The organism is Bifidobacteriaceae bacterium, from assembly GCA_031281585.1.
GTDB lineage: Bacteria > Actinomycetota > Actinomycetes > Actinomycetales > WQXJ01 > JAIRTF01.
In genome coordinates this window covers 1-25,841 of the sequence record JAITFE010000025.1, presented here as the reverse complement: position 1 = coordinate 25,841, position 25,841 = coordinate 1, and the positions used below count along the sequence as shown (strand labels likewise).

Below are 25,841 nucleotides of genomic sequence, written 5' to 3'. Positions count from 1 at the left end.
CCGGCTCGCCGGGATCACGAACGACTTCGCCTTTGTTCCGACGCGCTATTGTCGGAACCCAAGGCGACCGGGAAGCTCGGGGAACGTCAGCGGGCACCATGCCCCACCAAACGGGCGACGTTGCGTAAACACAAGTGACTAGAGGGATTCAAAGGGGCTACAAACGTGAGAGCAAGACCGGACGCCGTGGAACAAGCCAGTTCTGGTGCTGCTGGCGGCCGCTTCCCGCGCTGGGTCGCACGGGTGCTGGCGACGGCGCTCGGGGTGGCCGTGGTGGTGGGCCTGGTCGCCCTGAGCCGGTTCGGCGTTCTGCCCGTGCCGTGGCTGGCCGGAACGGGTTTCGTGGCGGTCCTGGTGGCGGGGCTGGTGGCGGTCGCCCTGTGGCGCACCCACGCGCCGCCTTCCTGGTTCCGGTTCACCGCGCTGAGCCTGGTCGCGTTACTGGGCATAGCGGCATCGGCGGTGGGCGTGAAAGCCGTCTCCGACGTGGAAGGCTTTGTCAACCGAGCAAGGCCTGTGCAGCCCAAGAGCGAATACGTCGTGATTGCGCTGCAGGACCACGACCCAGCCGAAAGCTCGCTCAAGCGCGAGAGCATTGGCGAACTCGCCAATGACGTGAACCGACAGGCCGTAGAGCTGAAACTGCAAAGCAAGTTCGACTCATCTTTCACCCAATGCGCCGACCCGACCGAATTGGCGGCAGGCCTCACGGCGAAGGGGTTCGACGCCGCCGTGCTCGACTCCAGCTTCCTCGCCATCTACGAGGAGTCCGACCCGGACTTCTACGACTCAATCCAGATCATCTACACCTTCGACCTAGACGCGGCCCCCGTGGCGGCGCCGCCCAGCGCCAGCCCCAAACCCGCCGGTTCCTCCTTCGTGGTGTACATCTCCGGAATCGACACCGCCGGGCCGATCAACCGGGTGTCGCGCTCCGACGTGAACATGCTCATGGCGGTCAACCCGGACACCGGCCAAGTGGTCCTGGTCAACACTCCGCGCGACTACTACGTGCAACTCCACGGCACCACCGGCACCAAAGACAAGCTGACCCACGCCGGCATCTACGGCGTGCAGAAGTCGATCGAAACGCTGGAGGACCTTTACGGAATCCAAATCGACTACTACACCCGCGTGAACTTCTCATCATTGGTGAAGATTGTGGACACATTGGGCGGGGTCGATGTGAATGTTGACCAGGCTTTCACCTCGCGCCACGGGAACTTCACCTTCACCACGGGCGTCAACCACATGAACGGCGAGCAGGCCCTCGGGTTCAGCCGGGAGCGCTATTCCTTCGCCGCCGGCGACCGCACCCGCGGCCAGAATCAACAGAAGGTGATCGCCGCCTTGATCGACAAGGCGTCGCAGCGCTCCAACCTGCTCCGCTACGACAAGCTCCTGGACGCCCTTGACGGCGCCCTGGAGATGAACGTCCCGATGGACCAGATCACCTCCGTGGTCCGCCAACGTCTTGAGGACGGCAAGTCGTGGCAGGTCGAATCGGTCAGCGTGGACGGGCAGGGCGCCAGCGAGCCCACCTATTCGATGGGGGCGCAGCGGCTCTACGTCATGATTCCCGACCAGGCGACAGTGGACAACGCCAAGGCGAAGATCAACGCCGTGCTTGACGGCACGCCGTAGGCCGCGCGCGAGTTCGGGGTACCCTTGTGCGCGTGCCCAATGCCCTCATCACCGGTGTCACCGGCCAGGACGGCCTCTACCTGGCCGAATTGCTGCTCAGCAAAGGATACGAAGTCTTCGGCTTGGTCCGCGGGCAACAGAACCCCAAGGCCGAGTTGGTCGCCCGCACCGTTCCCGAGGTGCGCATTGTCCAGGGCGACTTGACGGACCAGTCGTCGCTCCGGCGGGTCCTCGACATCTCACAGCCGAGCGAGGTCTACAACCTGGGCGCCATTTCCTACGTCGCCTATTCGTGGGACAACGCCCACGTCACCGCCGACGTGACGGGGATCGGCGTGTTGAACCTCCTCGAGGCCGTCCGCCTTTTCGCCGGCGATGCCGTGGACGCCGTCCGCTTCTACCAAGCGTCCAGCTCGGAGATGTTTGGGAAGGTACAAGAGGTGCCGCAACGGGAAACGACCCTCCTTTGGCCGCGCTCGCCCTACGGCGTGGCGAAGGTGTTCGGCCACTACATGACTATCAACTACCGCGAGTCCTACGGGATGCACGCCTCCAGCGGCATCCTCTTCAACCACGAGTCGCCCCGGCGAGGCCCGGAGTTCGTCACCCGCAAGGTGTCCTTGGCGGTGGCCCGCATCAAACTGGGGCTGCAAGACAAACTGGTCATGGGCAACTTGGACGCGGAGCGCGACTGGGGTTTCGCCGGGGACTATGTGCGGGCAATGTGGCTGATGCTCCAGCAACCGCAGGGCGACGACTACGTGATCGGCACCGGCCAGACCCGCTCGATCCGGGACCTGCTGGACCAGGCCTTCGGCCATGTCGGGATTGACGACTGGTCGCCGTATGTGGAACAAGACGCGCGCTTCTTCCGGCCAGCGGAGGTCGACCGCCTGGTGGCCGACTCGTCGAAGGCGCGCCGGGTCCTCGGCTGGCGCCCGGAGGTCGATTTCGAAACGCTGGTGGCCATGATGGTGGACTCGGACTTGGAATCCCAAGCGAAGCTGGCCGCCAAATAGGCATAAGGGGGGCACCCGATGAGTGTCGCGCTGATCACCGGCGTGGGCGGCCAGGACGGCTCCTACCTCAGCGAGCGGTTGTTGGGCGAGGGAATGGACGTGCACGGCACGGTGCTCGACACGGCATCGGAAAACGAGACGCGGTTCGTCCCGGCGGGCGTGCGGATCCACGCTGGCGACCTGGCCGAGCCGGGGAGCGTGGCGGAACTGATCCGGGCGCTGGAACCGGATGAGATCTACAACTTGGGGGGCGTCTCCTCGGTGGCGCAATCCTGGGAGGACCCCCTGACGACGGGGCGGGTCAACGGGACCGGCGCGGCGGCGGTTTTCGAGGCGGCGTGGGAACTGCAAAGGCGCACGGGGCGCGGCGTGCGCGTGCTGCAGGCGTCCAGCGGGGAAATCTTCGGGTCCCCCAAGGACTCGCCCCAAACCGAGGCGACTCCGATCGCGCCGGTCAGCCCCTATGGGGCCGCCAAGGCGTACGCGCATTTCATGGTCGAGGCGTACCGCGCCAAGGGCTTGTTCGCGGTCGCCTGCATCCTCTACAACCACGAGTCGCCCCGGCGACCGCTCAGCTTTGTGACCAGGAAGATCACGGCCGGGGCGGCCCTGATAGCGGAGCGCGGCGGCGGCGTTTTGCGCCTGGGAAACCTGGACGCACGGCGTGACTGGGGTTGGGCGCCCGACTACGTGGACGCGATGGTCCGCGCGGTCAGGCACCCGGAGCCGGCCGACTATGTGGTGGCCACGGGCCAGGCCCACTCAGTCGCGGACCTGGCCCGTGAGGCGTTCGCCTGCGTCGGCGTTGAGGACTGGCGGGCTCACGTGGAGGTCGACCCGGCGCTGGCGCGCCCGGCCGACCCCCACCTGCTGGTGGGCGACCCAGCCAAAGCCCGCCGCGAACTGGGCTGGGCGCCCACAGTGGACTTCGCCGGCATGGTGGCCCGCATGGTCCAGGCGGACATCACGTCCGCCAGGTCAGTTCCAGATCCTCCGCCCCTGGCTGGTTCGAACTGAACACGTGGCGCTGCTCGCTCGGGGCCGCGCAACCGTTCACAATGCGACCGACGTCGCTGAGCAGCGTGGTTCCACTCGAAAACGCGTATTCGAAGTTATTCCGCTTGTCGACCTCCGCTTGATCAAGTTTCGGCCACATGAACGAAGCCGGCAGCGTTCTCAACTTGCCGTTGGTATTGAAGCGCCAAAAGAAGTTCTCTCCTACCGACACCAACCTGCTGGAGTTGAACGAACCCTCCGGCAGGCTCTCCAGTGCCCCGTAGGAGTTGAAGGTCAAGAAGAAGGCGTTGCCAACCGACTCGATGTTGTCAATGTTGAATGAACCCTCCGGCAGCGATGTCAAGGCGCCTTCGGAGTTGAAACCGGCGAAGAAGCTCTCTGGGGCCGACACGATGTTCCTCTCGGCAAATGACCCCTCGGGCAACTCCACTAGAGAACCCCGGTAGTTGAAGTATGAGAAATAGGCCTGGTCCACTGAGCTAACGCTCTCATTCGTGAAGGAGTGGTCAGGCAACCGCACTAGGCTGCCGCCAGCGTTGAAGGCGTAGAAGAAGCCGTATCCCGTCGACGTGATCGCGCCCGTGTTGAAGGAGCCTTCAGGGAGCGTTGTCAAGCTCCCGCTGTCATTGAAGCAAGAAAAGAAGTCTCTCTTCACTGACTCGATATTCGTGATCTGGAACGAGCCAGCGGGTAGTTCAACCAGTTTCGCCCCGTTCATGTTGAAACGCTGAAAGAAGCCGTCGTCAGCCTCGCGGATGCCCTTCAGATCGAAGGATCCGGTCGGCAACTCCTCAAGCGCGCCGTACGCGTTGAACAACGCGAAGAAGTCCTTGCCGACCGACGTGATGTTACTCGTGTTGAACGAGCCAGCCGGCAGCCCGGTCAAGGCGCCGCTAGAGTTGAAGCTGGCGAAGAAGCCCGAACCCGCCGAGGTTATTGCGTCAGTCATAAACGAACCAGTCGGCAGCGTATTGATGGGTCCGCCGGTGTTGAAACCGCTGAAGAATTCGTCGGCCGCAATTACGATCTGTTGCGTCCCGAACGAGCCTTCGGGCAGTTTGGTCAGCGCGCCCCAGTCGTTGAAACGCGCGAAGAAGGACTTCCCAACCGACTCTATGCCGCTAGTGTTGAATGACCCGTCAGGCAGCTCTTCAAGTTTACCCCCGCTGTTGAAGCGGTAGAAGAACTCGGCTCCAGCTGAGGTGATGCCGCCCGTCTCAAACGACCCCTCAGGTAAGCGCGTCAAACTCCCGTAGTAATTGAAGTAGGCGAAGAACCGGCCCGCCACCGCCGCTATGCCGCCGGTGTCGAACGAGTTCGCCGGCAACTCCCGCAGAGTTCCATACAGATTGAAATTCGCGAAGAAGCCCGTCGGCGCCGCAGTGATTCCGCTGATGTCGAACGAACCGCGAGGGAGGCCTACCAGATTGCCCTGCTCGTTGAACCGCGCGAAAAACTCCCCCCCGGCTGTCTTGAGGCTCCCGGTGTCAAACGACCCATCGGGCAGTTCCGTCAACGGGCCGTGGCCGTTGAACTCGGCGAAGAATTGATATCCCGCCGAAGTGATCGCAGACGTGTCGAAAGAGCCCTCCGGCAGGCGCGCCAGGTTCCCGCCATAGTTGAATGCCCTGAAGAACCCGTCTGCGGCGGCCTCAATCCCGCTGGTGTCGAAGGAGCCATCCGGCAAGCCGGTCAGCGCGCCCTCATTGTTGAAGTCAGCGAAGAAGTTGCTTGCAGGCGCTCTTCCGTTCGCAGTGAACCAACGAAGTTCCGGGAACTCCCTTATAACCACTTCTTGCGCGGTCGTGCCTTGTCTGGGGACAAGAGCCTTCCCGGCATTCCGGAAGCTCCACCGCTGCGTTCCGGACGTGGTGGATTTCAGCCGGACCTGATAGGTGTCGGCGTCAGCGTAGACGTGGGTCAACGAGTTCGAATCCCACACCGACACGGAATCCGTCGCCCCATCCCCCCAGTCCACGGTGTATCCGTTCGAGAAGTACTTCGACAAAGTCACCTGCTGCTCCGGCTCGGTGATCGTGACCCCCAGAACGATTTGCGTCATGGCGACCTCCACCTGGACGGTCGGCTGCTCGACTAGCGCATAGTTCTGGGCCTTGACGCCATAGCCGGCCTCAAATCCAAAGGCTCCGGTCACCGCTGCCGGCGAAACACCCTCCACGTCAAACACGCCGTTGGCCGGAACGACCTCGGTGACCCCGCTGGCGACTAGAGTAAGCGCCTCACCTGCGACCACGTCCGCGAAGGCGGTCCAGTTGTCGATTCGCAGGCTGAAACCGGAGGGGTTCGCGTCGCCAAGTTCCCGGTCGGCTTTGACCGATCCGGTGTAGGTCACCGGACGGGCGTTGATCGATGCCGAGTAGTCGCCTGCCATTTTCAAGGCATAGTTGCCCCGGTCTTCGCCAACCAAACTCAACGAGGCGGCGTCCAGCGCGACGCTCAAGCCGGTCCCAGCGTCTTTCGAGGCGAATGTCCCTGTGGGAGTGCCTTCCAGCGACACTTTGTCGCCAGCGACCTTGCCCACCAGCGCAGCCGGGCCGGAGAACGAGGCTTTCTTGGTCCCGTCGTAGACCTTGTCTTCGGCCGCCAAACCCCCCACGGTCACCTCCGCCCGCGCCACCGACGCCTTCAGCGCCGGCAAGACCAGCGCGTAGTTGCCCGCATGCGCGCCGGACAGGGTCAAAGACCCCTTCTCCAGCGTCACAGTCTTACCCTGACCGACGTTCTTGGAGTCGAACGCCCCTGCGGCCGCGCCTTGGACCGACACCACGTCACCCTCGACCACGCCCGCCAACACGGGTTTCCCCGCGATCTGGGCGTCACGGGAGCCGTCGTAGGTCTTGGCGAGGGCCGTCAGGCCCCCGAGCGCAGCTTCCCTCTGGGCTATCGACGCCTCGAAGGCGGGCAGGCGCAGCACGTAGTTGGGGGCGTCGCCGCCGGTCAGCCGAAACGCGCCTGGCGCCAGCGTGACGGTTTTCCCCGCCCCGGCGTCCCTTGTGTCGAACTCTCCGGACGGCGCCCCGGCCAGGTGCACCAGGTCTCCCTCAACCGCCCCGACCAGCACCGGCGACCCGGCGAACATGGCTTCCGCAGACCCGTTGTAGACCTTGTCCACAGCGGTCAAACCGGCCACATCGGCGCGTTTCGCGGCGATCGAGGCCCGCAATTCGGGCAGGCTCAACAGATAGTTGTCGGCGTCCGCGCCGGCTAACACGAACGAGTCCGCGTCGAGCGTCACGGCCTGGTCGTTCCCGGCGTCCTTCGAAGCGAAAACGCCTGACAGGGCGCCCTTGAGCGACACGGCATCGCCGTCCAGAATCCCGGCGAGCGAAGCCTCGCCCGCGAACGCAACGTCCCGCGACCCGTCGTAGATCTTGTCCTCGGCCGTCAGACCTTCGACGGTCGCCACCGCCGGGGTGACCGATGCCGTGTAGTCGCCCGCCGTGTCCAACACGTAGTTGGCAGCCTCCGCGCCCGCCAGGCCAACGGAGTCGGCGTCCAGGGTGACGGTCTTGCCGTCGCCCACCTCCTTCGATGCGAACGTGCCGACCGGTGCGCCCGTGAGCGTGACGGCATCGCCGGCCTCCACGCCCGCCAACACCGCCGAGCCGGTGAACGAGGCGACCACAGAGCCGTCGTACACCCTGTCCTGAGCGGCCAGGCCCTCTACGGCCAACCGCTTCGGGGCGATGGCCGCAGTCAACTCCGGCAATTCCAGCGCGTAGTTGGCGGCGTCCGCGCCCGCCAGGCCGAGCGAGTCGGCGTCCAGCGCCACCGTCTTGCCCTCGCCTGCGGCTTTCGAGTCGAACCGGCCGGCCGGGGCGCCCGCCAGGGACACCTGGTCGCCTTCGACCACGCCGACCAAGGACCCCGTCCCGGCGATCGCCGCGTCCGCGGACCCGTCGTAATCCTTGTCTTGGGCGGCCAAACCCGCCACCGCCAACGTTTTCGGCGCGATGTCGGCCCGCAGCTGCGGGACCCGCAGCGCGTAGTTCGAAGCGTCCGTGCCCTCCAACCGCAACGAACCCCGGTCCACGACCACGATCCTGCCGCTCCCGGAGTCCTTTGACTCGAACGTGGCGGACGCCGATCCGGCCAACGACACGTCATCGCCGGAGAGCAACCCGGACAGCACCGGGGTGCCCGCTAATGAGACAGCGTCAGTCCCGTCGTAGACCTTGTCCTCGGCCGACAAACCGACAACCTCAAGTTCCCTCGGCACAACCGCGACCACCACCGGCGCCTCCGCGCCGCCCTCGCCGCCGTCCACGCCGTCGCCGCCGCCGTCGCCGCCGTCCTGGCCGCCATCCCCGGTCCCGGGGGCGACAACCTTCAACACCGGGGCCGCCAACCGGTAACGCCACGAGTCCTCCCCGGACAAACCCTCCACGTGGCCCGCCACCGGCAGGCCAGCCGCCGCGTCAACCCCGCCGACGGTGAAGCCTAGGCCGTCCAACACCACGTCGTGGTCGGCGGCCACCCCTACCGGCACCGGCTCCCCCGCCGGAACCAGCACATCAGTCCCGTCGTACTCCTTCGGCGCGAACGCAGCCTCGACCGCGCCGATCACCGCCCGGTCGTCAACGGCCACGAACGTCGAAACCGCCTCATACACCCCCACCGGCAGGCCCTCATCGACCGTCACCTCCAGGTCGACCGCCAACCGGCCGTCGAAGTCCTTGTCCGCCACCTGGACGACACGCACCGGCGAACCGCCCACAGCCTTGCCGTCCGCCAAGAACTCCGCCTCGAAGTCGGCGTTGACCACCTGGTCCACCCCGACCACCTTCGACTCCAACCCCGCCACATCCAAACCGACGACCGAGGCCCCCGACAGGGACGCCGCCTTGTCCACAACCACAACCACCCGGTCCGCGCTCGCCACGCCGCCGTCGCCAGCCGTCCCCGCAGAGCCGGCCACCAGGCCGTCGTCGCTGGCCGGCTCCGCCGACGCGGCCACCACCCCGCCAACTCCAGCCATCACAGCCACGCCCAGGAGCACCCCGGCCGCCACCCGCACGCCGCGTGCCGGGCGCCGCCGAGCGACCAAAACCGCGAGCCCCGCGGCCACCAGCAGCAAAGCCAAGGCGGCCGCGTCCCAACCAAACCCGGTGAACGGCAACACTCCAGCCGAAGGACCATCGCCACCGGGCAAACTGCCACCGGCCGCACCGTCGCCATCGGCCGCGTCCTCGCTGCCAGTCGCATCCTCGCCACCCGTCGCGTCTTCGCCACCAGTCGCATCTTCGCCACCTGCGGTCGAATCCTCGCCGCCTTCCGCCGGGTCGCCGTCGCCACCGGCCGCGTCCTCGCCCCCGGCCGTAGAATCTTCGCCTTCAGCCCCGCTGTCGCCGCCGTCGGGCAGACCGCCCTCCGCCTCGCCCTCGTCGCCGCCGGTCGCGCCCTCCTCCGGCTGGCCGGAGTCGATCACCTGGACCGTCACCGGCACCTCGACCTGCAACGAGCCCGCATCGGATCCATCCGCCTGCGCGGGGGCCGCAGCCGCGACCAACAAGGCGAAGAAGAACAACAACCCCAGCAACGCGAAGCCCAAACCCCGTGCCGCGACCGACAACCCACGCATCAAACCAACCCTCCCAGCGGCCCACCAATAGCCGCACATTGACGAAATTGCTGCACCCGAACAACCCCACAAGAGCCCCACATATTCCACTCAGAGGCGAAGAATCGGGCAATCCAGTAGCCGACCAGGCACCCAAACGAAAAGAGGGCGGTCCGGCGGCATTCGCCGCCGGGCCGCCCGCAGGGTCCAAGCAAACCGACTCAATCAAGCCACATGGGGTGGCTCAATTCACTGGGTGTCCCTCTCTTCGTTCCCTTCCGACTCGCGCGGCGACTGCCTCCAGTTGTCGTCTACCTCATCCACGCCCGGTTGGTTGTCGCTGAAGGTGTTGCGGTCCGTGTCGGGAGTGGCGCAACCGCCGATGATCTCGCTGGCCGCACGGCTTATGCGGATCGAACTGTTGAAAGCCTCCTGGAAATTTCCCGCCTGGCTCGCTGTCGTTTTGTCCAGTGCCGGCCACCTGAAAGAATCCGGAAGGGTGGCCAGTTGCCCGCGATAGTTGAAATAGGCGAAGAACCCTGATCCGACCTGCAGAACCCTGCGGGTGTTGAAAGAACCAGCCGGCAATTCCGTCAAGGCGCCGGCGTAGTTGAACGCGGCGAAGAATTCGGACCCGGCGCTGGTGATCCTGCTCGTGTCGAACGACCCTTCCGGCAGCTTCGTCAACGCGCCGTAGTAGTTGAACGCGACGAAGAAATTGAACCCGGCGCTGGTGATACTGCTCGTGCCGAACGACCCTTCCGGCAACCCCGTCAACACGCCGTAGTAGTTGAAGTAGGCGAAGAAATAGGAGCCCGCCCTGGTGATCGCCGACGTGTCGAAAGAGCCCTCGGGCAGCCGTTCCAGTTTGCCATTGAGGTTGAAGTCGTCGAAGAAATGATCTCCCGCCCAGGTTATGTCGCTGGTGTCGAATGATCCCGGCGCTAACTCGGCCAAAGCTCCGCTGTAGTTGAAACTGCGGAAGAAGTGGTCGTCAGCTCGCGTTTGGCTCGACATGAACGCCCGAAGCTTTGGAAACTTCTTAACAACCATCCGCGCGGCCGTGGTTCCCGACTTTGGAACCAAAGGCGCTGAGCCGTTCCGGAAAGTCCACCGCTGCTCCCCGGTCAACAAAGACGTGAGCGTGATCTTGTAGCCCCCGTCCCTGGCGCCGTCGTAGACATGGATCAGGGAACCGGTCGCGGATTCGGGTGCCTGCTCGACCGGGGTTCCGTCGCCCCAGTCCACCGTGTACCCGTTGGCGAAGTACTTGTTCAGCTTCACCTGTTGGCCGCCGGCGGTGATCTCGGCTCGCAACACGATTCGCGCTGCCGCAATGGTCACTTGTGCGGTCGGCTGCTCCGCCAACGTGTAGTTGTCGACAGAAGCTCCGGCACCTGCAGAGAGGCCGAACTGGCCGGTCACCACCCCCTGAGAGGTCCCCTCGATCCCGAACGCGTCGCCAGCGGGCACAACGGCCGAGACCGCATCCGCGCTGAGCGACAAGGCTTCGCCGTGCAGCACGTTCCCAAATGAGGACTCGTCCTCAACACGCAGATCGAAGCTCGCCGGATCGGTGTCGTCCAGATCGCGCGTGGCCTTCACGGAGCCCTCGAAGGTCACAGGCCGCCTGGCGACCGACGCCGTGTATTGCCCGCCCACCCCGAGGATGTAGTTACCCGCGCCCGCACCGTCCAATTCGACGGAAGCGGCCACAAACGTCACAGTCTTGCCGTCCCCGGCGTTCTTCGAGTCAAACAGCCCGCGCGGCGTGCCCTTGACCGACACGGTCTCGCCGTCCACCACGCCGGACAAGGTCGCCTCGCCCGCGAACGTCGCGTCCGCAGTCCCGTCATAGGTCTTGTCCTCGGCCGTCAAGCCTTCGAGCGTCACCACTTGCGGGGATATCGAAGCGGCCATCACGGGCAGCCTCAACGCGTAGTTGGGGGCGTCGCCGCCGGACAGGGTCAAAGATCCCGCCCTCAGCGTGACCGCCCTGCCCTCTCCGACGTCTTTCGAGTCGAAGGCGCCCGCCGGAGAACCTTCCAGCCAGACGGCATCGTCCTCGACAACGCCTGCCAGCGTGGCCTGACCCGCAAACCGGGCGTCCGCAGTCCCGTTGTAGGTCTTGTCCTCAGCGGTCAAGCCCTCCAGCGTGAGTTCCTTCGGCTTGATCGATGCCGTGTAGGGGCCAGCCGCGTCCAGCCGGTAGTTGCCGGCCTTCTCGCCTACCAGGGAAACCGAGTCGAAGTCCAAGGTGACCGTCCGGCCCGTCCCCGCTTCCTCGGAGTCGAACCGGCCGGCGGGCGAGCCGACCAGCCGGACCTCGTCCTTACCCACAACCCCGGCCAAGGCCGGCGCGCCCGTGAACGAAGCCGCCGCCGTGCCGTCGTAGATCTTGTCGACGGCCGTCAAATCGGTGACCGTCAAGGCCTTCGGGTTGATCGAGGCGGTCAGTTCCGGCAGGCTCAGCGTGTAATTGGCGGCATGGGGCCCGGACAACGCGAACGAGTCCGCATCCAGTTTCACGGCCTTGTCCTGGCCAGCCTCCATGGAGTCGAAAACGCCCCGCGCCGCGCCATCAAGCGACACCGAATCCTCTTCGACAACGCCGACCAGCGCGGCCGTCCCCGCAAACGAGGCGTCCTCGTTCCCGTCGTAAGCCTTGTCTTCAGCGGTCAAGCCCGCAATGACAAGCTCTCGCGGGGTGATGGTGGCCGAGAACTCTGGCAAGGTCAAGGCGTAGTTGGCGGCATGGCCGCCCGCCAGCCCGAAAGCGCCCGGGTTCAACGTCACCGCTTTGGCGCCGCCAGCGGCCGCCGAGGCGAACACGCCCCGCGCCGTCCCGGTCAGCGACACGTCGTCCTGGCCCACCTCACCCGTCAACTCCGGCGTGCCGTCGAACACAGCGGCGGCGGTTCCGTCATACGTCTTGTCCACGGCCGTCAAGCCTGTGATGGCCAAGTCCTTTTGAATGATCGACGCCGTGAAGCCGGGCAGGTGCAGCACGTGGTTCGGAGCGCCCGAGCCGTCCAGCCGCAGCGCAGCCGGATCCAAAGTCACCGTCTTGTTGGCTCCGGCGTCCCCGGACCCGAACCAGCCCGAGGGAACCCCGGTCAGCCACACGGGATCCTGCCCAACCGCCCCGGACAGCACCGGCGAACCGGCGAACACCGCGTCCGCCGAACCGTCGTAGACCTTGTCCACCGCCGTCAAGCCGGTCACGTCGACCCGCTTCGGGGTGATGGACGCCCGCAGTTCGGGCAGGCCCAGCGTGTAGTTGGCCGCGTCCTCGCCGGTTAGCGCGAACGAATCGGCGCTGAGCGTCACAGCCTTGTCGGCGCCGGCGTCCTCCGAGTCGAACGCGCCGACCGGGGCGCCCTCGAGCGAGACGGCATCGCCGTCCACCACGCCCGTCAGCGAGGCCTCTCCCGCGAACGAGGCGTCCGCCGTCCCGTCGTAGACCTTCCCGTTGGCCGTCAAGCCCGCGACGCTCAAGCCCTTCGGGGCCACCGACGCGGTCAGTTGGGGCAGTCGCAACGTGTAGTTTTGTGCGTCCTCGCCGGCCAAGCTCAACGCGTCCGGGTCGACCGTGACGGTCTTGCCCTCCCCGGCGGCGGCGGAGTCGAACACGCCCACCGGCGCGCCCGCCAGCCACACCAGGTCGTCGTCCACCACGCCGACCAGGGACCCGGCGCCCGTCAGCGAGGCGGCCTCGGTTCTGTCGTAGATCTTGTCCTCGGCGGCCAAACCGGCCACCCCGAGTTCCCTCGGGGCGACCGCCGCGGTCAGTTCCGGCAGGGCCAGCGCGTAGTTGGCGGCGTCCTCGCCGGCCAGGGTCAGCGAGCCCTCGTCCAGGGTCACCACCTTCACGTCGCCCACGTTCTTCGAGTCGAACCGGCCTGACGGCGCTCCCTGGACCGCCACGTCGTCGCCGGTCACCGCGCCGACCAAGACGGCCGCGCCCGTGAACGAGGCGTCCACGGCGGCATCGTAAGTCTTGTCCTCGGCTGCCAGACCGTCAACGGTCACTTCTTTCACGGCGACCGATGCCGTGTGCTCGCCAGCCACGTCCAGCACGTAGTTGGCGGCGTCTGCGCCAGCCAGGCCGACCGATGCGGGGTCCACCGTCACGGGCTTGTCCGCGCCAGCCGCCTTCGAGTCGAACGCGCCGAAGGGCGCGCCCGTCAGCGACACCTGGTCCCCGGCCACCACGCCGACCAGGGATCCGGTCCCGGAGAAGTGGGCGTCTTGGGTGCCGTCGTAGACCTTGTCCTGGGCCGTCCAACCGGCCACCGTCAGAGTTTGCCGCGTGACCGATGCCGTCAGCCCCGGCAGGTCGAACGTGTAGTTGCCGGCGTCGGCGCCCGCCAGCCGCACGGCATCGGCGTCCAAGGCGACGGCTTTGCCATCGCCGGCGGACTTCGAGTCGAACTCGCCCTTCGGAACGCCGCCGAGCGTCACCTGGTCGGCCGCCTCGACGCCGACCAAGACGGCATCGCCGGTGATGGTGGCTTCGACGGCCCCGTCGTAAGTCTTGTCCTGGGCGGCCAAACCGGTCACCCCCAAGGGCTTCGGGGCGACCGACGCGGTCAACTGCGGCGAGCGCAGCACGTAATTCGCCGCGTCCGCGCCCTCAAGGGCAAATGAGCCCAGATCGAACGCCACGGCCTTGTCCGCGCCCGCGTCCTTCGACTCAAACCTGGCGGACGGCGTGCCGGTCACGAACACCTTGTCGTCGCCGACAACGCCGCCCAGCGCCGGTCGCCCGGTCAACGACACGGCGTCGGTGCCGTCGTAAACCCTGTCCTCGGCGGCCAGACCGGCCACCACCAGTTCCCTCGGGACGATCGCGGCCACCGCCGGGGCCCGCTCCTCGCCGTCCTCATCCGACCCGCCAGGGGCCACCACCCGCAACACGGGGCTGGCCAGCCGGTAGCGCCAGGCGTCCTCGCCGGACAAGCCATCCGCGCGCGCCGTCACGGACTGCCCGGCGGCGGCTTCAACGCCCGCGGCCGAGAATCCCAAACCCTCCAGCGCCACCTCATCGCCATCGGCGACTCCGACCACCACCGGGGCCGCCGTTGGCAGCAGGGCATCCGTCCCGTCGTATTGCTTCGGGGCGAACGCGGCCTCCACTGCCTCGACCACCACGCGCTCGTCGAAGGCCTCCACCACCGAGGCGGCCTGATAGGTCCCCACCGGCAAGTCCGGGTCGACCGCGACCTCCAGAACAAGCTCCAACCGGCCGTCGAAGTCCTTGTCCGCGACCTCCGCGACGCGCGAGGCCGACGCGCCCACGCCCACACCGTTGACCGAAAACTCGGCAAAGCCGGCCTCGATAGCCTGGTCCACCCCGACCACCTTCGAGCCCAGCCCGGCCACATCCAACCCCACGGTCGCGCGGCCCGTCAACGACACGCCCTTGTCCACCACTACAACCACGCCGTCCGCCGCCGAGGGCCCTGCGGGCTCCGCCGACGCGGCCACCACGCCGCCCACGCCGGCGACAACGCCCACGCTCAGAAGAACCCCGGCCGCCAGCCGCACGCCCCGGCCAGTCCCGGCCCTCACAACCAGAATCGTCACGCCCGCGCCGACCAGCAACACCGCCAAACCAGCAGCCCACAACCCGGAACCAGTGAACGGCAACACCCCAACCGACGAATCCGCGCCAACCGAACCGCCCTCACCATCAGCGTCCCCGTCACCCGAACCGCCATCGCCAGCTTCGCCCGAGCCGCCATCGCCGGGTTGACCGCCTTCACCAGGCAGCCCATCTTCACCAGCCGAACCGCCATCGCCATCAGCGCCGCCGTCGCCCAAACCGCCGTCGCCAGGCTGGCCGCCGTCCCCAGGGAGCCCATCCTGACCGCCCGAGCCTTCATCGCCAATCTCACCGTCGCCCGAGCCGCCTTCGCCGGGCTGGCCGCCATCGCCGATCTCGCCCGAACCGCCGCCGCCGCCATTGGGGGACCCGGAATCAACGACCTGTACCGTCACCGGCACCTCGACTCGTACAAACTCCGGGTCAGAACCCTCCGCCAGCGCTGGGATGGCTGCCGCCAGCAACCCCAACACCAGCGACAATCCCAACACCGCAAAACCCAAACCACGACCAACACCCGAGAAACCACGCATGAACACGAACCCTTCCGGCGGCCCGAGAACGGCCGCATGACGACGAATTGCTGCACCGCAATAACCCGCCCAGAGCCCCGCATATTCCATCCGCAGCAAAACCACCGCGCCCAAGGCCACCCCGGCGACCGGCACCGCACCAGCGCTCAGCCCGCAACCCGCCCCGTCCAGAACCCGCCACTCGGGGAGGCGTTGGAGCAGTCGCCACTGGCCACAGGCGGAGGCACAAAGCCCATCGGTCGACGATCCGGAACCCGCTTCAGCCCGAAGCGGATTCTTTGCGCGAGGCGGCCTGATTGACCTGAAACGGGTCCCCGAGGCGGTTTGAGGTCAATCCGGCCACGGCCAATAGCGCCGCCCTTCTCGGCGCCAGGGCGTCTTGCCCGCCCGACCTGCGGGGCCAGACAGGAACGTACACTCGGGCCGGAGAGCCAGACAAAAACGTACAGTCGGCACCGAGTGTACGTTCGCATCTGGTCAGGGGCGGCGAGTGTAAGCCCTTATCTGGTTGGGGGCGGTGAATGTAGGTTTTCATCTGCCGGTCGGCCCTCCTTCGAGCCCGTGACCTTGGAATACGGAATTGGCCCCAAGACAGGAACGTACATTCGACTGTCCGGGCCAGACAGGAACGTACACTCGGGCCGGAGAGCCAGACAAAAACGTACAGTCGGCACCGAGTGTACGTTCGCATCTGGTCAGGGGCGGTCAGGGGCGGCGAATGTAGGTTTTCATCTGGTCGGGGACGGAGCCGGCGGCGCAAGATCCGCCAGTCGGCGGCGAGGGGGTAGGAGAATCCGCCAGTCGATGAACCGGTGGCGCGGGATCCGCCGCCGGGCGAGGGGGATCAGCGAGAAGGCACGGAGCAATCCGACTTGCGACTGGAATCCGGAACGCCGAGAGAGTGGACGGATCGCTTGGGGGCGGCCCGAAAAGACTGCCCCCGCCCGCGCCAAGACGGCGCTACCGGCCTGCGGCCACTTCGCGCGCCGTGCGGGCCACCGCACGGGCCCGGACCAGCGCCAAGGCGGTGCCGACGAATCCCGCCGTCATCATGGCGACGAAACCGGCCTGGTAGCCGACCTTCTCGATCAGCTGACCCGCCAGGGCCGCGCCGGCGGAGACGCCAATCCCCAGAGACGTTCCGACCCAGGCCAGCCCCTCGGTCAACCGGTTGGTCGGCACCAACGACTGCATCAAGGCGTTGAGGTTGATCATGGTGGGCGCGATGGTCAGACCAGCCGCGAATCCGACCAGGCTCAGGAACAGCGGATCGGACGCGAACAGAACCGACACGCAGGCCAGCGACAGCAGCCCCAGGCAGATCACCCAGCGCCGGGCCACCGAACTCACCCAGTTCCGCGAGCCGTACGCCAAGCCGCCCAGCGCGGAGCCCAGGGAAATCGCGCCCAGGACCGCTCCGGACAACGGCTTCACACCCCAGGCGTCGGTGGCGGCCACGACAGTCACGTCGCACGCCCCGAACAAGGCGCCCACCATCACGGTGACGATCGCCACCGGGGCGACGCCCGGCATGACCAGAATCAACTCGGCCGTCAACCGGGACGCAGCCGCGGCCGCTGTGCGCGCGCCACGCGCGAGCCCACGCCGCACCCCGCGCGACTCATCCGCAGCGCCGTGCGGCAACCCGCCCGCCGCTCCCGCCACCGCCCCTTCCGGGAGGGACCCAGTCCCGCCCGACCGCTCAGCGGGCGGGGCGGCCGAAGGCCCGGCGGGCGCGTCTTCGGCGGGGTGCGTCGCCAAGTCCGGCGGCTGGGCCTCATCCTGTCGGCGCGGTTCGGCGACATGCGGTTTCCGGCCCAAGACCGGCGGTTCGGTCGCCCGCATTGAGTAGAACCAGAGCGAGCCGACCACGCCCAGGATGACCGGCGCGATCAATCCGGCGCTCGGCATGACCTGGGTGGCCAAGAATGTGGCCGCGACCGGCCCGACCACGAAGCAGAGTTCATCCAGTGTGGATTCCAAAGAAAACGCGGTGTGCAACTGGCGGGCGCTCTTGACCACCACGTTCCACCGTGCCCTGACCATGGCACCAGGGGCGCCGCCCGTGGCGCCGGAGATGACCGCCGGGGCGAACAAGGCCCAGTCCGGAGTGTGCAAAATGCCGAAGACCACCAGCACGGCCAGCGTCCCCGCCGACACGAGCGCCGCCGGCAACATCACCCGCCGCTGCCCGTAACGGTCGACCAGATTCGACAACACGGCCGTGCCGACTGCCCAAGCGATGACATTCGCGGCCGAAACGCTGCCCGCCAGCGCGTAGCTGTGGTACTCGGTGGAGACCATCATGACCGTCCCGATCCCCATCATCGCCCCGCCCGCGCGCGCCACCAGCGCAGCCGCGCAAAACGCGGCCGCACCTGGGATTTTGAGCAGGTCGAGGTACGGACGCATAAGTTCAAAATCATAGGCCTCGCGGGTGAACGGCGCATGTCGTAGGACCACCTGGGCCGAAGGTCCCTTGGCCGGTTTGGGAAAAGCGCGCGCGCAACGCAGAATGGAATGAACGGCGCGGTCACAGCCGACCGCGCCCCAGCACACATCGGGGGAAAACATGCGGACCTACTTGGTCACCGGGGCGGGATCGGGAATCGGCCAGGCCACAGCGACGCTGTTGGCGGAACAAGGCCACCGGGTCATCGGGGCCGACGTCAAAGGCAGCGACATTGATTGCGACCTGGCCACGGCGGACGGGCGCATGGCGTTGGTCGACCTGGCGGGAGAACTGGCGGGGGGACGGCTGGACGGGATAATCGCCGTGGCCGGGATTTCGGCGCCAACTGCGCTGACGGCATCGGTCAACTACTTCGGAATGGTGGCCACGCTGGAAGGGTTGCGGCCCTACCTGGCGGGTTCGCCGGCGCCCAGGGCGGTGGGCGTGTCCTCGACCGCCAGTCTGCATCCGGCCGACCCGGCCTTGGTGGACATGATGTTGGCCGGCGACGAACCGGCCGCTCTGGCCAGGGCAAAGGAACTCGAAGCGGATCCGCGTTTGGGGTACTTGATCTACTCTTCGTCGAAGGAGGCGTTGGCGCGCTGGGTGCGGCGCTCGGCCCCGAAGAGGCGCTGGGCGGGCCAGTCCATTCCGCTCAACGCGATCGCCCCGGGGGTGGTGGAAACGCCCATGACAAAGCAGCTCTTGTCCACCCCGGAGGGACGCGAATTGGCCTTCAAATCGACGCCCATGCCGCTCAACGGCCCCGCCGCGCCGCCCACAGCGCCCGCGCGGCTGCTGGTTTGGCTGGCCTCGGAGGAGAACACGCACTTGTGCGGCCAGGTCGTGTTTGTGGACGGGGGCACGGACGTGCTCACGCGCGGCGACGCCACCTGGTAGCCCCGCCCGCCGGCTGGCCCTGGGCCTGTCGCCCACCCCCGCCCGCGCGACATGACAGTAAATTGGGGAGAGTGGCACAGGTCATCGGCGTGATTCCCGGCACCGCCCCCCTTTTGTTGATGTCCGGCCATCGGTTGGCCGATGCCGCTCAGGCGCTCCCAGCCATTCCGCCAGTCCCGGTGGGCGACGGCATTGCGGCCGTCGTGACCGAATCCCGATCCTCGCCGTTGGCGATCCCCGACGCGGTTTGGGTGCCCGCGCGGGCGGCGTTGCCCGCCCTGCCTCCGGCCACCCAGCCAGCCGCGTTGAGGGCCGTCGCGGTCGCCAATTGGCGCCATCAGTCCCGGTTCTGCCCCGCTTGCGGCGGCCCGGTCGAACCCGACCCCGCACGGGAGGGGTACCTCTGCGTGCGGGAAGACCGCGCGGTTTTCCCCCGCACCGACCCTTGCATCATCACCGCGATCCTGGACCAGGACGAACGGCTGTTGTTGTCCCATGCCGCCAACCACCCGGACGGCCTTTACACCCTGGTGGCCGGGTTCGTGGAGGCGGGCGAGGCGTTGGAGGCGGCGGTGCGCCGCGAAGCCTTGGAAGAGGTGGGGATCGAGGTGTCCGAATTGCGCTTCATCCGTTCGCAGCCCTGGCCGTTCCCCGGTTCGTTGATGGCCTCATTCGCGGCCCTGGCGACTTCCACCGAGATCAGGGTTGACGGGGTCGAAATCACCGATGCCGTGTGGTTCACCCGGCCCGCCCTCACCCGCGCCCTCGCCTCGGGCCAGGTCACCCTGCCGCTGGATTACTCCGTGGCGCGTCAAACCGTCGAGTCGTGGCGCGCGGGCGCGCTTGCGGGCTGGTTCTGACCGCTCAAGCGCGGTGCGGGAGCTGCGGGATCGGTTGACCCGCGGATTCCATGTCTTTGCGCAGGTCGCGCGGCAGCGCGAAAGCGAGCGCGTCAGAGGCGGCGGCCACCTCTTCGCGGTGGTCGAAGCCCAGGACGGCCAGCCGGTCCAGCACCTGGTCCACCAGGACCTCCGGCACCGAGGCGCCCGAGGTCAGCCCCACCGTGGCCGCGGCGTCCAGCCAGCCAGGGTCGACCTCGGCCGCCGAATCCACCCGGTAGGCGGCCTTCGCCCCGTGGCCAAGGGCGACCTCGACCAGTCGGACCGAGTTGGATGAATTGGCGGACCCGACCACGATCACCACGTCGCAGCGCTCCGCGATTTGTTTGACGGCCCCTTGGCGGTTCTGCGTCGCATAGCAAATGTCGTCCGAGGGCGGGTCGGTCAGGTCCGCGAAACGTTCCCGCAGGCGGGCCACGGTCGCCATGGTCTCATCGACCGACAAGGTGGTCTGGGACAGCCAGGCCACCTTGGCGGGATCTGGCACCTCGACCGCGTCTACCTCCGCCGGGGAGTCGATCACCTGGATGGCCTGCGGCGCCTCGCCGGCCGTCCCTTCCACTTCCTCGTGGCCCTGGTGCCCAATCAGCACAATGGAGAAGCCTCGGCCTGCGAATTTGCCGACCTCGCGGTGCACTTTGGTGACCAGCGGGCAGGTCGCGTCGATGACCTGCAGGCCGCGCGCCTTCGCCTGTTCCCGGACGGCCGGGGAGACACCATGGGCGGAGAACACCACCCACGCCCCGTGGGGAACCTGATCCAATTCGGCCACGAACACCACGCCCCGGCCAGCCAGCCGGTCCACCACATGGCGATTGTGGACAATCTCCTTGCGCACGTAAATCGGCGCGCCGTAGAGCTCCAAAGCGCGCTCGACCGTCTCAACCGCCCTGTCCACGCCCGCGCAATAGCCGCGCGGCGCGGCCAGCAGCACCTTCCCCACTAGCGCTCCCCCGCCAGCCTTGCCCGCCGGGCGGTCCGGCGGCCCACCCGCGTGCCCCGCCTTTTCCAAGCCGACCGGCTTCCCCGCGTTCTCAAGCCAAAGCCTGGGGCGCGTCAGCCTGGTCGCCAGCGCCGGCCGACCCGACGGCGGAAGGGGATTCGGGGACGTCGGCGGCGGCATCGTCCAATCTGGCGTCAAGGCGGTCCTGCCACGAGCGTTCCGCGCGGGCCCGGATGCCCTGCAACATGGCGCGGCTCATGACGAAACTGACCCACCCCACGGCTTTGATGGTCAGCCCGTCCAGCCACCTTGACCAGGAATAACGTTCCCGGACCACCAGGCGCGTGCCGACGGGACCCTCCGGTTCAAGCACAAACGCCCAAGAGAAGTCGAACTGGCCCATTCCGGGCGGGGGGTCGCCCGCCCCAACCAGCACCAGCGCGCGTTCCGGTTCGGCGCAGGCCACCGACAGCCCCAAGTCCTCGGCCAGGTTGACGGTGCTTCCCACCTCGATGTCCGCCCACTCGGGCACAATGGCGTCCGCGTTCTCAATGTCGAGGCCCGCCAACCGCTGCAACCAGGCGTAGGAGTAGAAACCCGCCTTGCCGTAGCCGAGTTGTTTCAGCCACGGCCAGACCACGTCCGGCGGGGCGTCAATGCCGATCGCCCGCGTGGCCTGGGCCAACGGCTGCGGAATCAGGTCGTCCCCAGGCAAAACGGCGCGTTGTTCGGCGGCGGTGGCGCCCCAGCGGCGCTGCCAGCGCCAGGCGGCCAGGGTGCCCAGGGCGGCCCCCGCCATGAGCAAATGCCAAAGGACAACCTTGCCGGTGCTTTTCGCCATTCCCCTAGTCTCTCACCCCGGCCGGACCCGTCGAACGCCCGTCGGTTCCAGCGACGGGGGCAGCGCCGCAGGCCGCGAGCGCGGGCAGCGTCGTCAGGGGGGCATGGGAGAATTGGCCCGGCGGAACTGAACACCCTCGAAGCAAAGGAGCCTGGCCATGGCCGAATTCCGGTACAGCGACATGCTGCCCACAGGGGCGGACGAAACCCCCTACCGATTGCTCACCACGGACGGCGTGTCCGTCGAGGAGGGACCGGACGGCGCCAGCTTCCTCAAGGTGGCGCCGGACGCGCTGGCGCTGCTGGCGGAAACGGCGATGCATGACATTGCCCACTACCTGCGGCCGGCCCACCTGAGGCAATTGGCTGCCATTTTGGAGGATCCGGAGGCGAGCGCCAACGACAAGTTCGTGGCGTTGGACCTGATGAAGAACGCCAACATCGCGGCGGGCGGGATCCTGCCGATGTGCCAGGACACGGGCACTGCCATCGTCATGGGCAAGCGCGGCCAGCGCGTGCTGACCACGGGCCCGGACGAGGAGGCCCTGTCGCGGGGCGTCTGCGACGCCTACTCCAAGCTGAACCTGCGCTATTCCATGAACGCGCCGCTCACCACCTGGGAGGAGCGCAACACGGGCACCAACCTGCCCGCGCAGATCGAGTTGTACGCGGACACGGCGCCCGGCCACGAGTTGGCCTACAAGTTCTTGTTCATGGCGAAAGGGGGCGGCTCGGCCAACAAGTCCTACCTCTATCAGGAGACCAAGGCGATCCTGAACCCCGAGTCCATGCTGGAGTTCCTCGACGAGAAGATCCGCTCGCTCGGCACCGCCGCCTGCCCGCCTTACCACCTGGCGGTGGTGATTGGCGGCACGTCCGCCGAATACTGCCTCAAGGTCGCCAAGTACGCCTCCGCGAAATACTTGGACGCGCTCCCCACCCAGGGGTCAATGGACGCGCACGGCTTCCGGGACTTGGAGTTGGAGGCCAGCGTCTTGGAGTTGACCAGGCAGATGGGGATTGGCGCGCAGTTCGGCGGCAAGTACTTCTGCCACGACGTGCGCGTGGTGCGCCTGCCCCGCCACGGCGCGTCCCTGCCCGTCGCCGTGTCCGTGTCCTGCTCCGCGGACCGCCAGTGCCTGGCCAAGATCACGCCCGCGGGCGTGTTCATCGAGGAGTTGGAACGCGACCCGGCCCAGTACATGCCGCACGTGCCGGAGACCCAGCCCGTCGCGTTGCCGGGTTCGGTTGACGCCCACGCGCACGATGCCGCCGGGTCGCCCTCCGCCGCCCAAGGTTCCGCCGGTGCCGGGTCGGCCGGGGAAGTCGTGCCGATCGACCTCTCGCGGCCCATGGCCGAAATCCTGGCCCAACTGGACCAGTACCCCATCCGCACGCGGTTGTCCCTGACGGGGACCATGATCGTGGCGCGGGACATAGCCCACGCCAAGCTCCGCGAACGCTTGGACGAGGGCCGGGGCCTGCCGCAGTACTTCAAGGACCACCCGGTCTACTACGCCGGACCGGCCAAGACGCCGGCCGGGATGCCGTCCGGGTCCTTCGGCCCCACCACAGCCGGCCGCATGGATTCGTATGTGGATCGGTTCCAGGCGGCGGGGGGGTCCATGATCATGGTGGCGAAGGGCAACCGCTCGCAGGCGGTGACCGACGCGTGCAACGCCCACGGCGGCTTCTACCTCGGGTCGATTGGCGGGCCGGCGGCCCGCCTGGCCCAGGACTGCATCAAGTCCGTCGAGGTGGTCGAATACCCCGAGTTGGGCATGGAGGCGATCTGGAAGATCGAGGTCGAGGACTTCCCGGCGTTCATCGTGGTGGACAACAAGGGCAACGACTTCTTCGCGGACGTCTCCAAGAAGCGGACGGTGCCCTTGTCGCTGCGCGGCCTGAAGGCCTGAGCGGTGGCCCCCGAGCTTCAGGCCGGTTCGCCGCCGGAGCGCGTGCCGAGTCCAACGAACTGCCGGCGATCCGGGACCCGGGACGCCGGACGGTCCGGACTCCGGGCGGCCGACCCGTGGACCGGGGGTGCCGGGGATTCAAGGCGCCAGACGGCGGGGCCGGCGTGAACGACTCGTCCCCGGAGACTCCGTGGCCGGTCAGCCGGGTCTCCGACCTGGTGAAAGGCTACGTTGAGCGGCTCGGCGCCGTCTGGGTGGAGGGCCAGGTGGTGCAGTTCAACCGCCGCGCGGGCATGGCCTTCGGCGTGCTCAGGGACACCGCCCAAAACGTGTCGATCGACATCTCGGTGCCCGCCTCCGCGCTGGTCGGCTTGGAGTTGGCCGAAGGCGCGCGGGTCGTGGTCAACGGCAAGTTCGAGTTCTGGACCAAACAGGGCCGGCTGTCGTTCAAGGTCCGCGAGGTCCGCCTGGCGGGCGAGGGCCAGTTGCTGGCCCAGTTGGAGCGGCTCAAACGCAAGTTGGCCGCCGAGGGCCTGTTCGCGCTGGAACGCAAGCGGCCGTTGCCGTTCGCCCCGGCGCTGATCGGACTGATCTGCGGGCGGGACTCCAAGGCGGAACATGACGTGGTGGAGGTCGCCACGCGCCGCTGGCCCGCCGCCCGCTTCTTGGTCAAGAACACGGCGGTGCAGGGGCTGACAGCGGCCGCGCAGGTGACGGCGGCCCTGGCGGAACTGGACGCGGACCAATCCGTGGAGGTGATCGTGATCGCCCGCGGCGGCGGATCGCTGGAAGACCTGCTGCCCTTCTCCGACGAGGCCCTGATCAGGGCCGTGGCCGCCGCGTCCACGCCGGTGGTGAGCGCCATAGGGCATGAGCCGGACTCGCCGCTGCTTGACCTGGTGGCCGATTTCCGGGCGGCCACGCCCACGGACGCGGGCAAGCGGATTGTCCCGGATTGGGCCGACGAGTCGGCCCTGGTCCGCGGCGCCGCCGAGCGGCTGGAGCGAATCCTCGCCGTGCGGCTGGACCGCGAACTAGAGACGCTGGCAGCCTTGAGGACGCGACCGGCGTTGAAAGACCCGGCTTGGATCATCGCCAGCCGGGCCCAGGAGGTGGCGAGTTTGGCGGCGGACGGGCGGCGCGGCATCGGGCAAAGGCTGGGCACCGCCGAAGCCAAACTGGCCGTCTTGTCCGGGCGGCTGGTGGCGTTGTCGCCCCAGGGGACGCTGGACCGCGGTTACGCGCTGGTGACCAAGGCGGGCGCGCTGGTCACCGACCCGGCGCAGGTCGCCGGGGGCGACCAACTGCGGGTGCGGGTGGCGGGCGGCGCGTTCGGGGCCAAAGCCGCAGGGGCGGCGGTTGGAGCGGAGGCCGGACCCGCGCCGGGGGCCTCGCTAGGCTTGAAACCATGAGCAACCCGGTCCCCGCTGGGGAATTGTCCTACGAACAGGCCCGCACGGAGTTGGTCCAGGTGGTCCAGGAGCTAGAGGCCGGTTCGCAAACCCTTGAGGAGGCCATGGCGCTGTGGGAGCGGGGTGAGGCGCTGGCGGACCGCTGCCAGGAATGGCTGGACGCGGCCCGCGCCCGTCTGGCGGCCCGCGCCAATCCCCCCGACTAAAAACGGGGACGGTACCCTTTTCCAGCTCGAGAGAAATGGGGACGGTACCTTTTTCCGGCAGAGCCGGAAAAAGGTACCGTCCCCATTTCTCATGCGGGGTGGGTCATCGACATCACATTTAGCGCGGCATCCAGTTGGGCTTCGGTGATCTTTCCCTGGGCCACCAGGCCCAGGTCCAAGACGGCCTGGCGAACCGTGGTCTCATGCGCCACGGAGTACTTGGCGACCTTCGCGGCCTCCTCGTAGCCGATGATTCGGTTGAGCGGCGTGACAATCGAGGGCGAGGATTCGGCCAGTTCCAGGCAGTGCACGGCGTCAGCCGTGACGCCGTCCACCACCTTGGTGGCGAGGAGCCGACAGACCGCCGCCAGCAGCCGAATCGACTCCAGCAGCGCCGACCCGATCAACGGGATCTGGACGTTCAACTCGAAGAAGCCGGAAGCCCCGCCCCAGGCGATCGCCGAGTCGTTCCCAATCACCCTGGAGCAGACCTGCAGCGTGGCCTCTGGAATAACGGGGTTGACCTTGCCCGGCATGATCGAGGAGCCGGGCTGGAGGTCCGGCAGGTGGATCTCGCCCAGCCCGGCGCGGGGCCCGGAACTCATCCAGCGCAGGTCGTTGCAGGTCTTGATCAGCGAGACGGCCACGGTCTTGAGTTGGCCGGACAACTCGACCAACGCGTCCCGGGCGGATTGCGCCTCGAAGTGGTTGCGGGCCTCGACAATCGGCAGGCCGGTGTCCTCCGCCAGCAGTTCGACCACCCGCTGCGGGAAGCCCTGGGGCGTGTTGATGCCCGTCCCCACGGCGGTGCCGCCCAGCGGCACCTCCGCCACCCGGCCGAGAGCCGACTGGACCCGCTCCGCGCCGTACC

At 67.5% G+C, this 25,841-nt stretch carries 14 protein-coding genes; 8 read left to right on the top strand and 6 right to left on the bottom strand.

Annotated features, from left to right (window positions below):
* Positions 1–165 precede the first annotated feature (165 nt).
* From LBC97_02250 to LBC97_02240, 3 genes are read left to right on the top strand one after another with little or no spacing between them, the layout of a single operon-like run.
* Entirely contained in the window at positions 166–1,644 is a 1,479-nt protein-coding gene (locus LBC97_02250; GenBank protein MDR2564880.1) for an LCP family protein, read from the top strand.
* Positions 1,645–1,676: 32 nt separating this feature from the next.
* On the top strand, positions 1,677–2,663 hold the full coding sequence (locus LBC97_02245; protein MDR2564879.1) for a GDP-mannose 4,6-dehydratase: 987 nt from the start codon (positions 1,677–1,679) through the stop codon (positions 2,661–2,663).
* A gap of 18 nt (positions 2,664–2,681) precedes the next feature.
* The gene (locus LBC97_02240; protein MDR2564878.1) at positions 2,682–3,680 is read left to right on the top strand and encodes a GDP-mannose 4,6-dehydratase; all 999 of its coding nucleotides are present in this window, start codon (positions 2,682–2,684) and stop codon (positions 3,678–3,680) included.
* On the opposite strand, the gene LBC97_02235 is transcribed toward LBC97_02240, so the two are convergent.
* The 3 genes from LBC97_02235 to LBC97_02225 form a co-directional block, all read right to left on the bottom strand.
* The gene (locus tag LBC97_02235) at positions 3,628–9,282 is read right to left on the bottom strand and encodes a YDG domain-containing protein (GenBank protein MDR2564877.1); all 5,655 of its coding nucleotides are present in this window, start codon (positions 9,280–9,282) and stop codon (positions 3,628–3,630) included. The genes LBC97_02240 and LBC97_02235 overlap by 53 nt on opposite strands.
* Positions 9,283–9,510: 228 nt before the next feature.
* Positions 9,511–15,402: a YDG domain-containing protein gene (locus LBC97_02230; protein MDR2564876.1), complete on the bottom strand. Its 5,892-nt coding sequence runs from the start codon at positions 15,400–15,402 to the stop codon at positions 9,511–9,513.
* A gap of 960 nt (positions 15,403–16,362) precedes the next feature.
* Positions 16,363–17,814 carry an MFS transporter gene (locus LBC97_02225; protein MDR2564875.1) on the bottom strand — a complete coding sequence of 484 codons (1,452 nt, stop codon included), beginning with the start codon at positions 17,812–17,814 and terminating at the stop codon, positions 16,363–16,365.
* Positions 17,815–17,974: 160 nt separating this feature from the next.
* On the opposite strand from LBC97_02225, the gene LBC97_02220 reads away from it, so the two are divergent.
* Together LBC97_02220 and nudC are read left to right on the top strand one after the other, a co-directional pair.
* A complete protein-coding gene (locus LBC97_02220) occupies positions 17,975–18,754 on the top strand; it encodes an SDR family oxidoreductase (GenBank protein ID MDR2564874.1) in 780 nt (259 codons plus the stop codon).
* Between the two features lie 71 nt (positions 18,755–18,825).
* Positions 18,826–19,614 (top strand): NAD(+) diphosphatase, encoded by a 789-nt coding sequence (gene nudC, locus LBC97_02215; protein MDR2564873.1) that lies wholly within the window; start codon positions 18,826–18,828, stop codon positions 19,612–19,614.
* A gap of 4 nt (positions 19,615–19,618) precedes the next feature.
* Here nudC and LBC97_02210 read toward each other — a convergent pair whose 3' ends face one another.
* Together LBC97_02210 and LBC97_02205 are read right to left on the bottom strand one after the other, a co-directional pair.
* The gene (locus LBC97_02210; GenBank protein MDR2564872.1) at positions 19,619–20,596 is read right to left on the bottom strand and encodes a 4-hydroxy-3-methylbut-2-enyl diphosphate reductase; all 978 of its coding nucleotides are present in this window, start codon (positions 20,594–20,596) and stop codon (positions 19,619–19,621) included.
* 91 nt (positions 20,597–20,687) lie between these two features.
* The gene (locus LBC97_02205; GenBank protein ID MDR2564871.1) at positions 20,688–21,437 is read right to left on the bottom strand and encodes a hypothetical protein; all 750 of its coding nucleotides are present in this window, start codon (positions 21,435–21,437) and stop codon (positions 20,688–20,690) included.
* Between the two features lie 157 nt (positions 21,438–21,594).
* Here LBC97_02205 and LBC97_02200 point away from each other — a divergent pair, with 157 nt between their 5' ends.
* The 3 genes from LBC97_02200 (at position 21,595) to LBC97_02190 (ending at position 24,970) form a co-directional block, all read left to right on the top strand.
* Entirely contained in the window at positions 21,595–23,352 is a 1,758-nt protein-coding gene (locus LBC97_02200) for a fumarate hydratase (GenBank protein MDR2564870.1), read from the top strand.
* Between the two features lie 164 nt (positions 23,353–23,516).
* Positions 23,517–24,764, top strand: a complete 1,248-nt coding sequence (gene xseA, locus LBC97_02195) for an exodeoxyribonuclease VII large subunit (GenBank protein ID MDR2564869.1) — start codon at positions 23,517–23,519, stop codon at positions 24,762–24,764.
* On the top strand, positions 24,761–24,970 hold the full coding sequence (locus LBC97_02190) for an exodeoxyribonuclease VII small subunit (protein MDR2564868.1): 210 nt from the start codon (positions 24,761–24,763) through the stop codon (positions 24,968–24,970). The genes xseA and LBC97_02190 overlap by 4 nt, the downstream gene beginning before the upstream one ends.
* A gap of 89 nt (positions 24,971–25,059) precedes the next feature.
* Here LBC97_02190 and aspA read toward each other — a convergent pair.
* The coding region (gene aspA / locus LBC97_02185; GenBank protein ID MDR2564867.1) for an aspartate ammonia-lyase at positions 25,060–25,841 on the bottom strand (782 nt) is incomplete at its 5' end.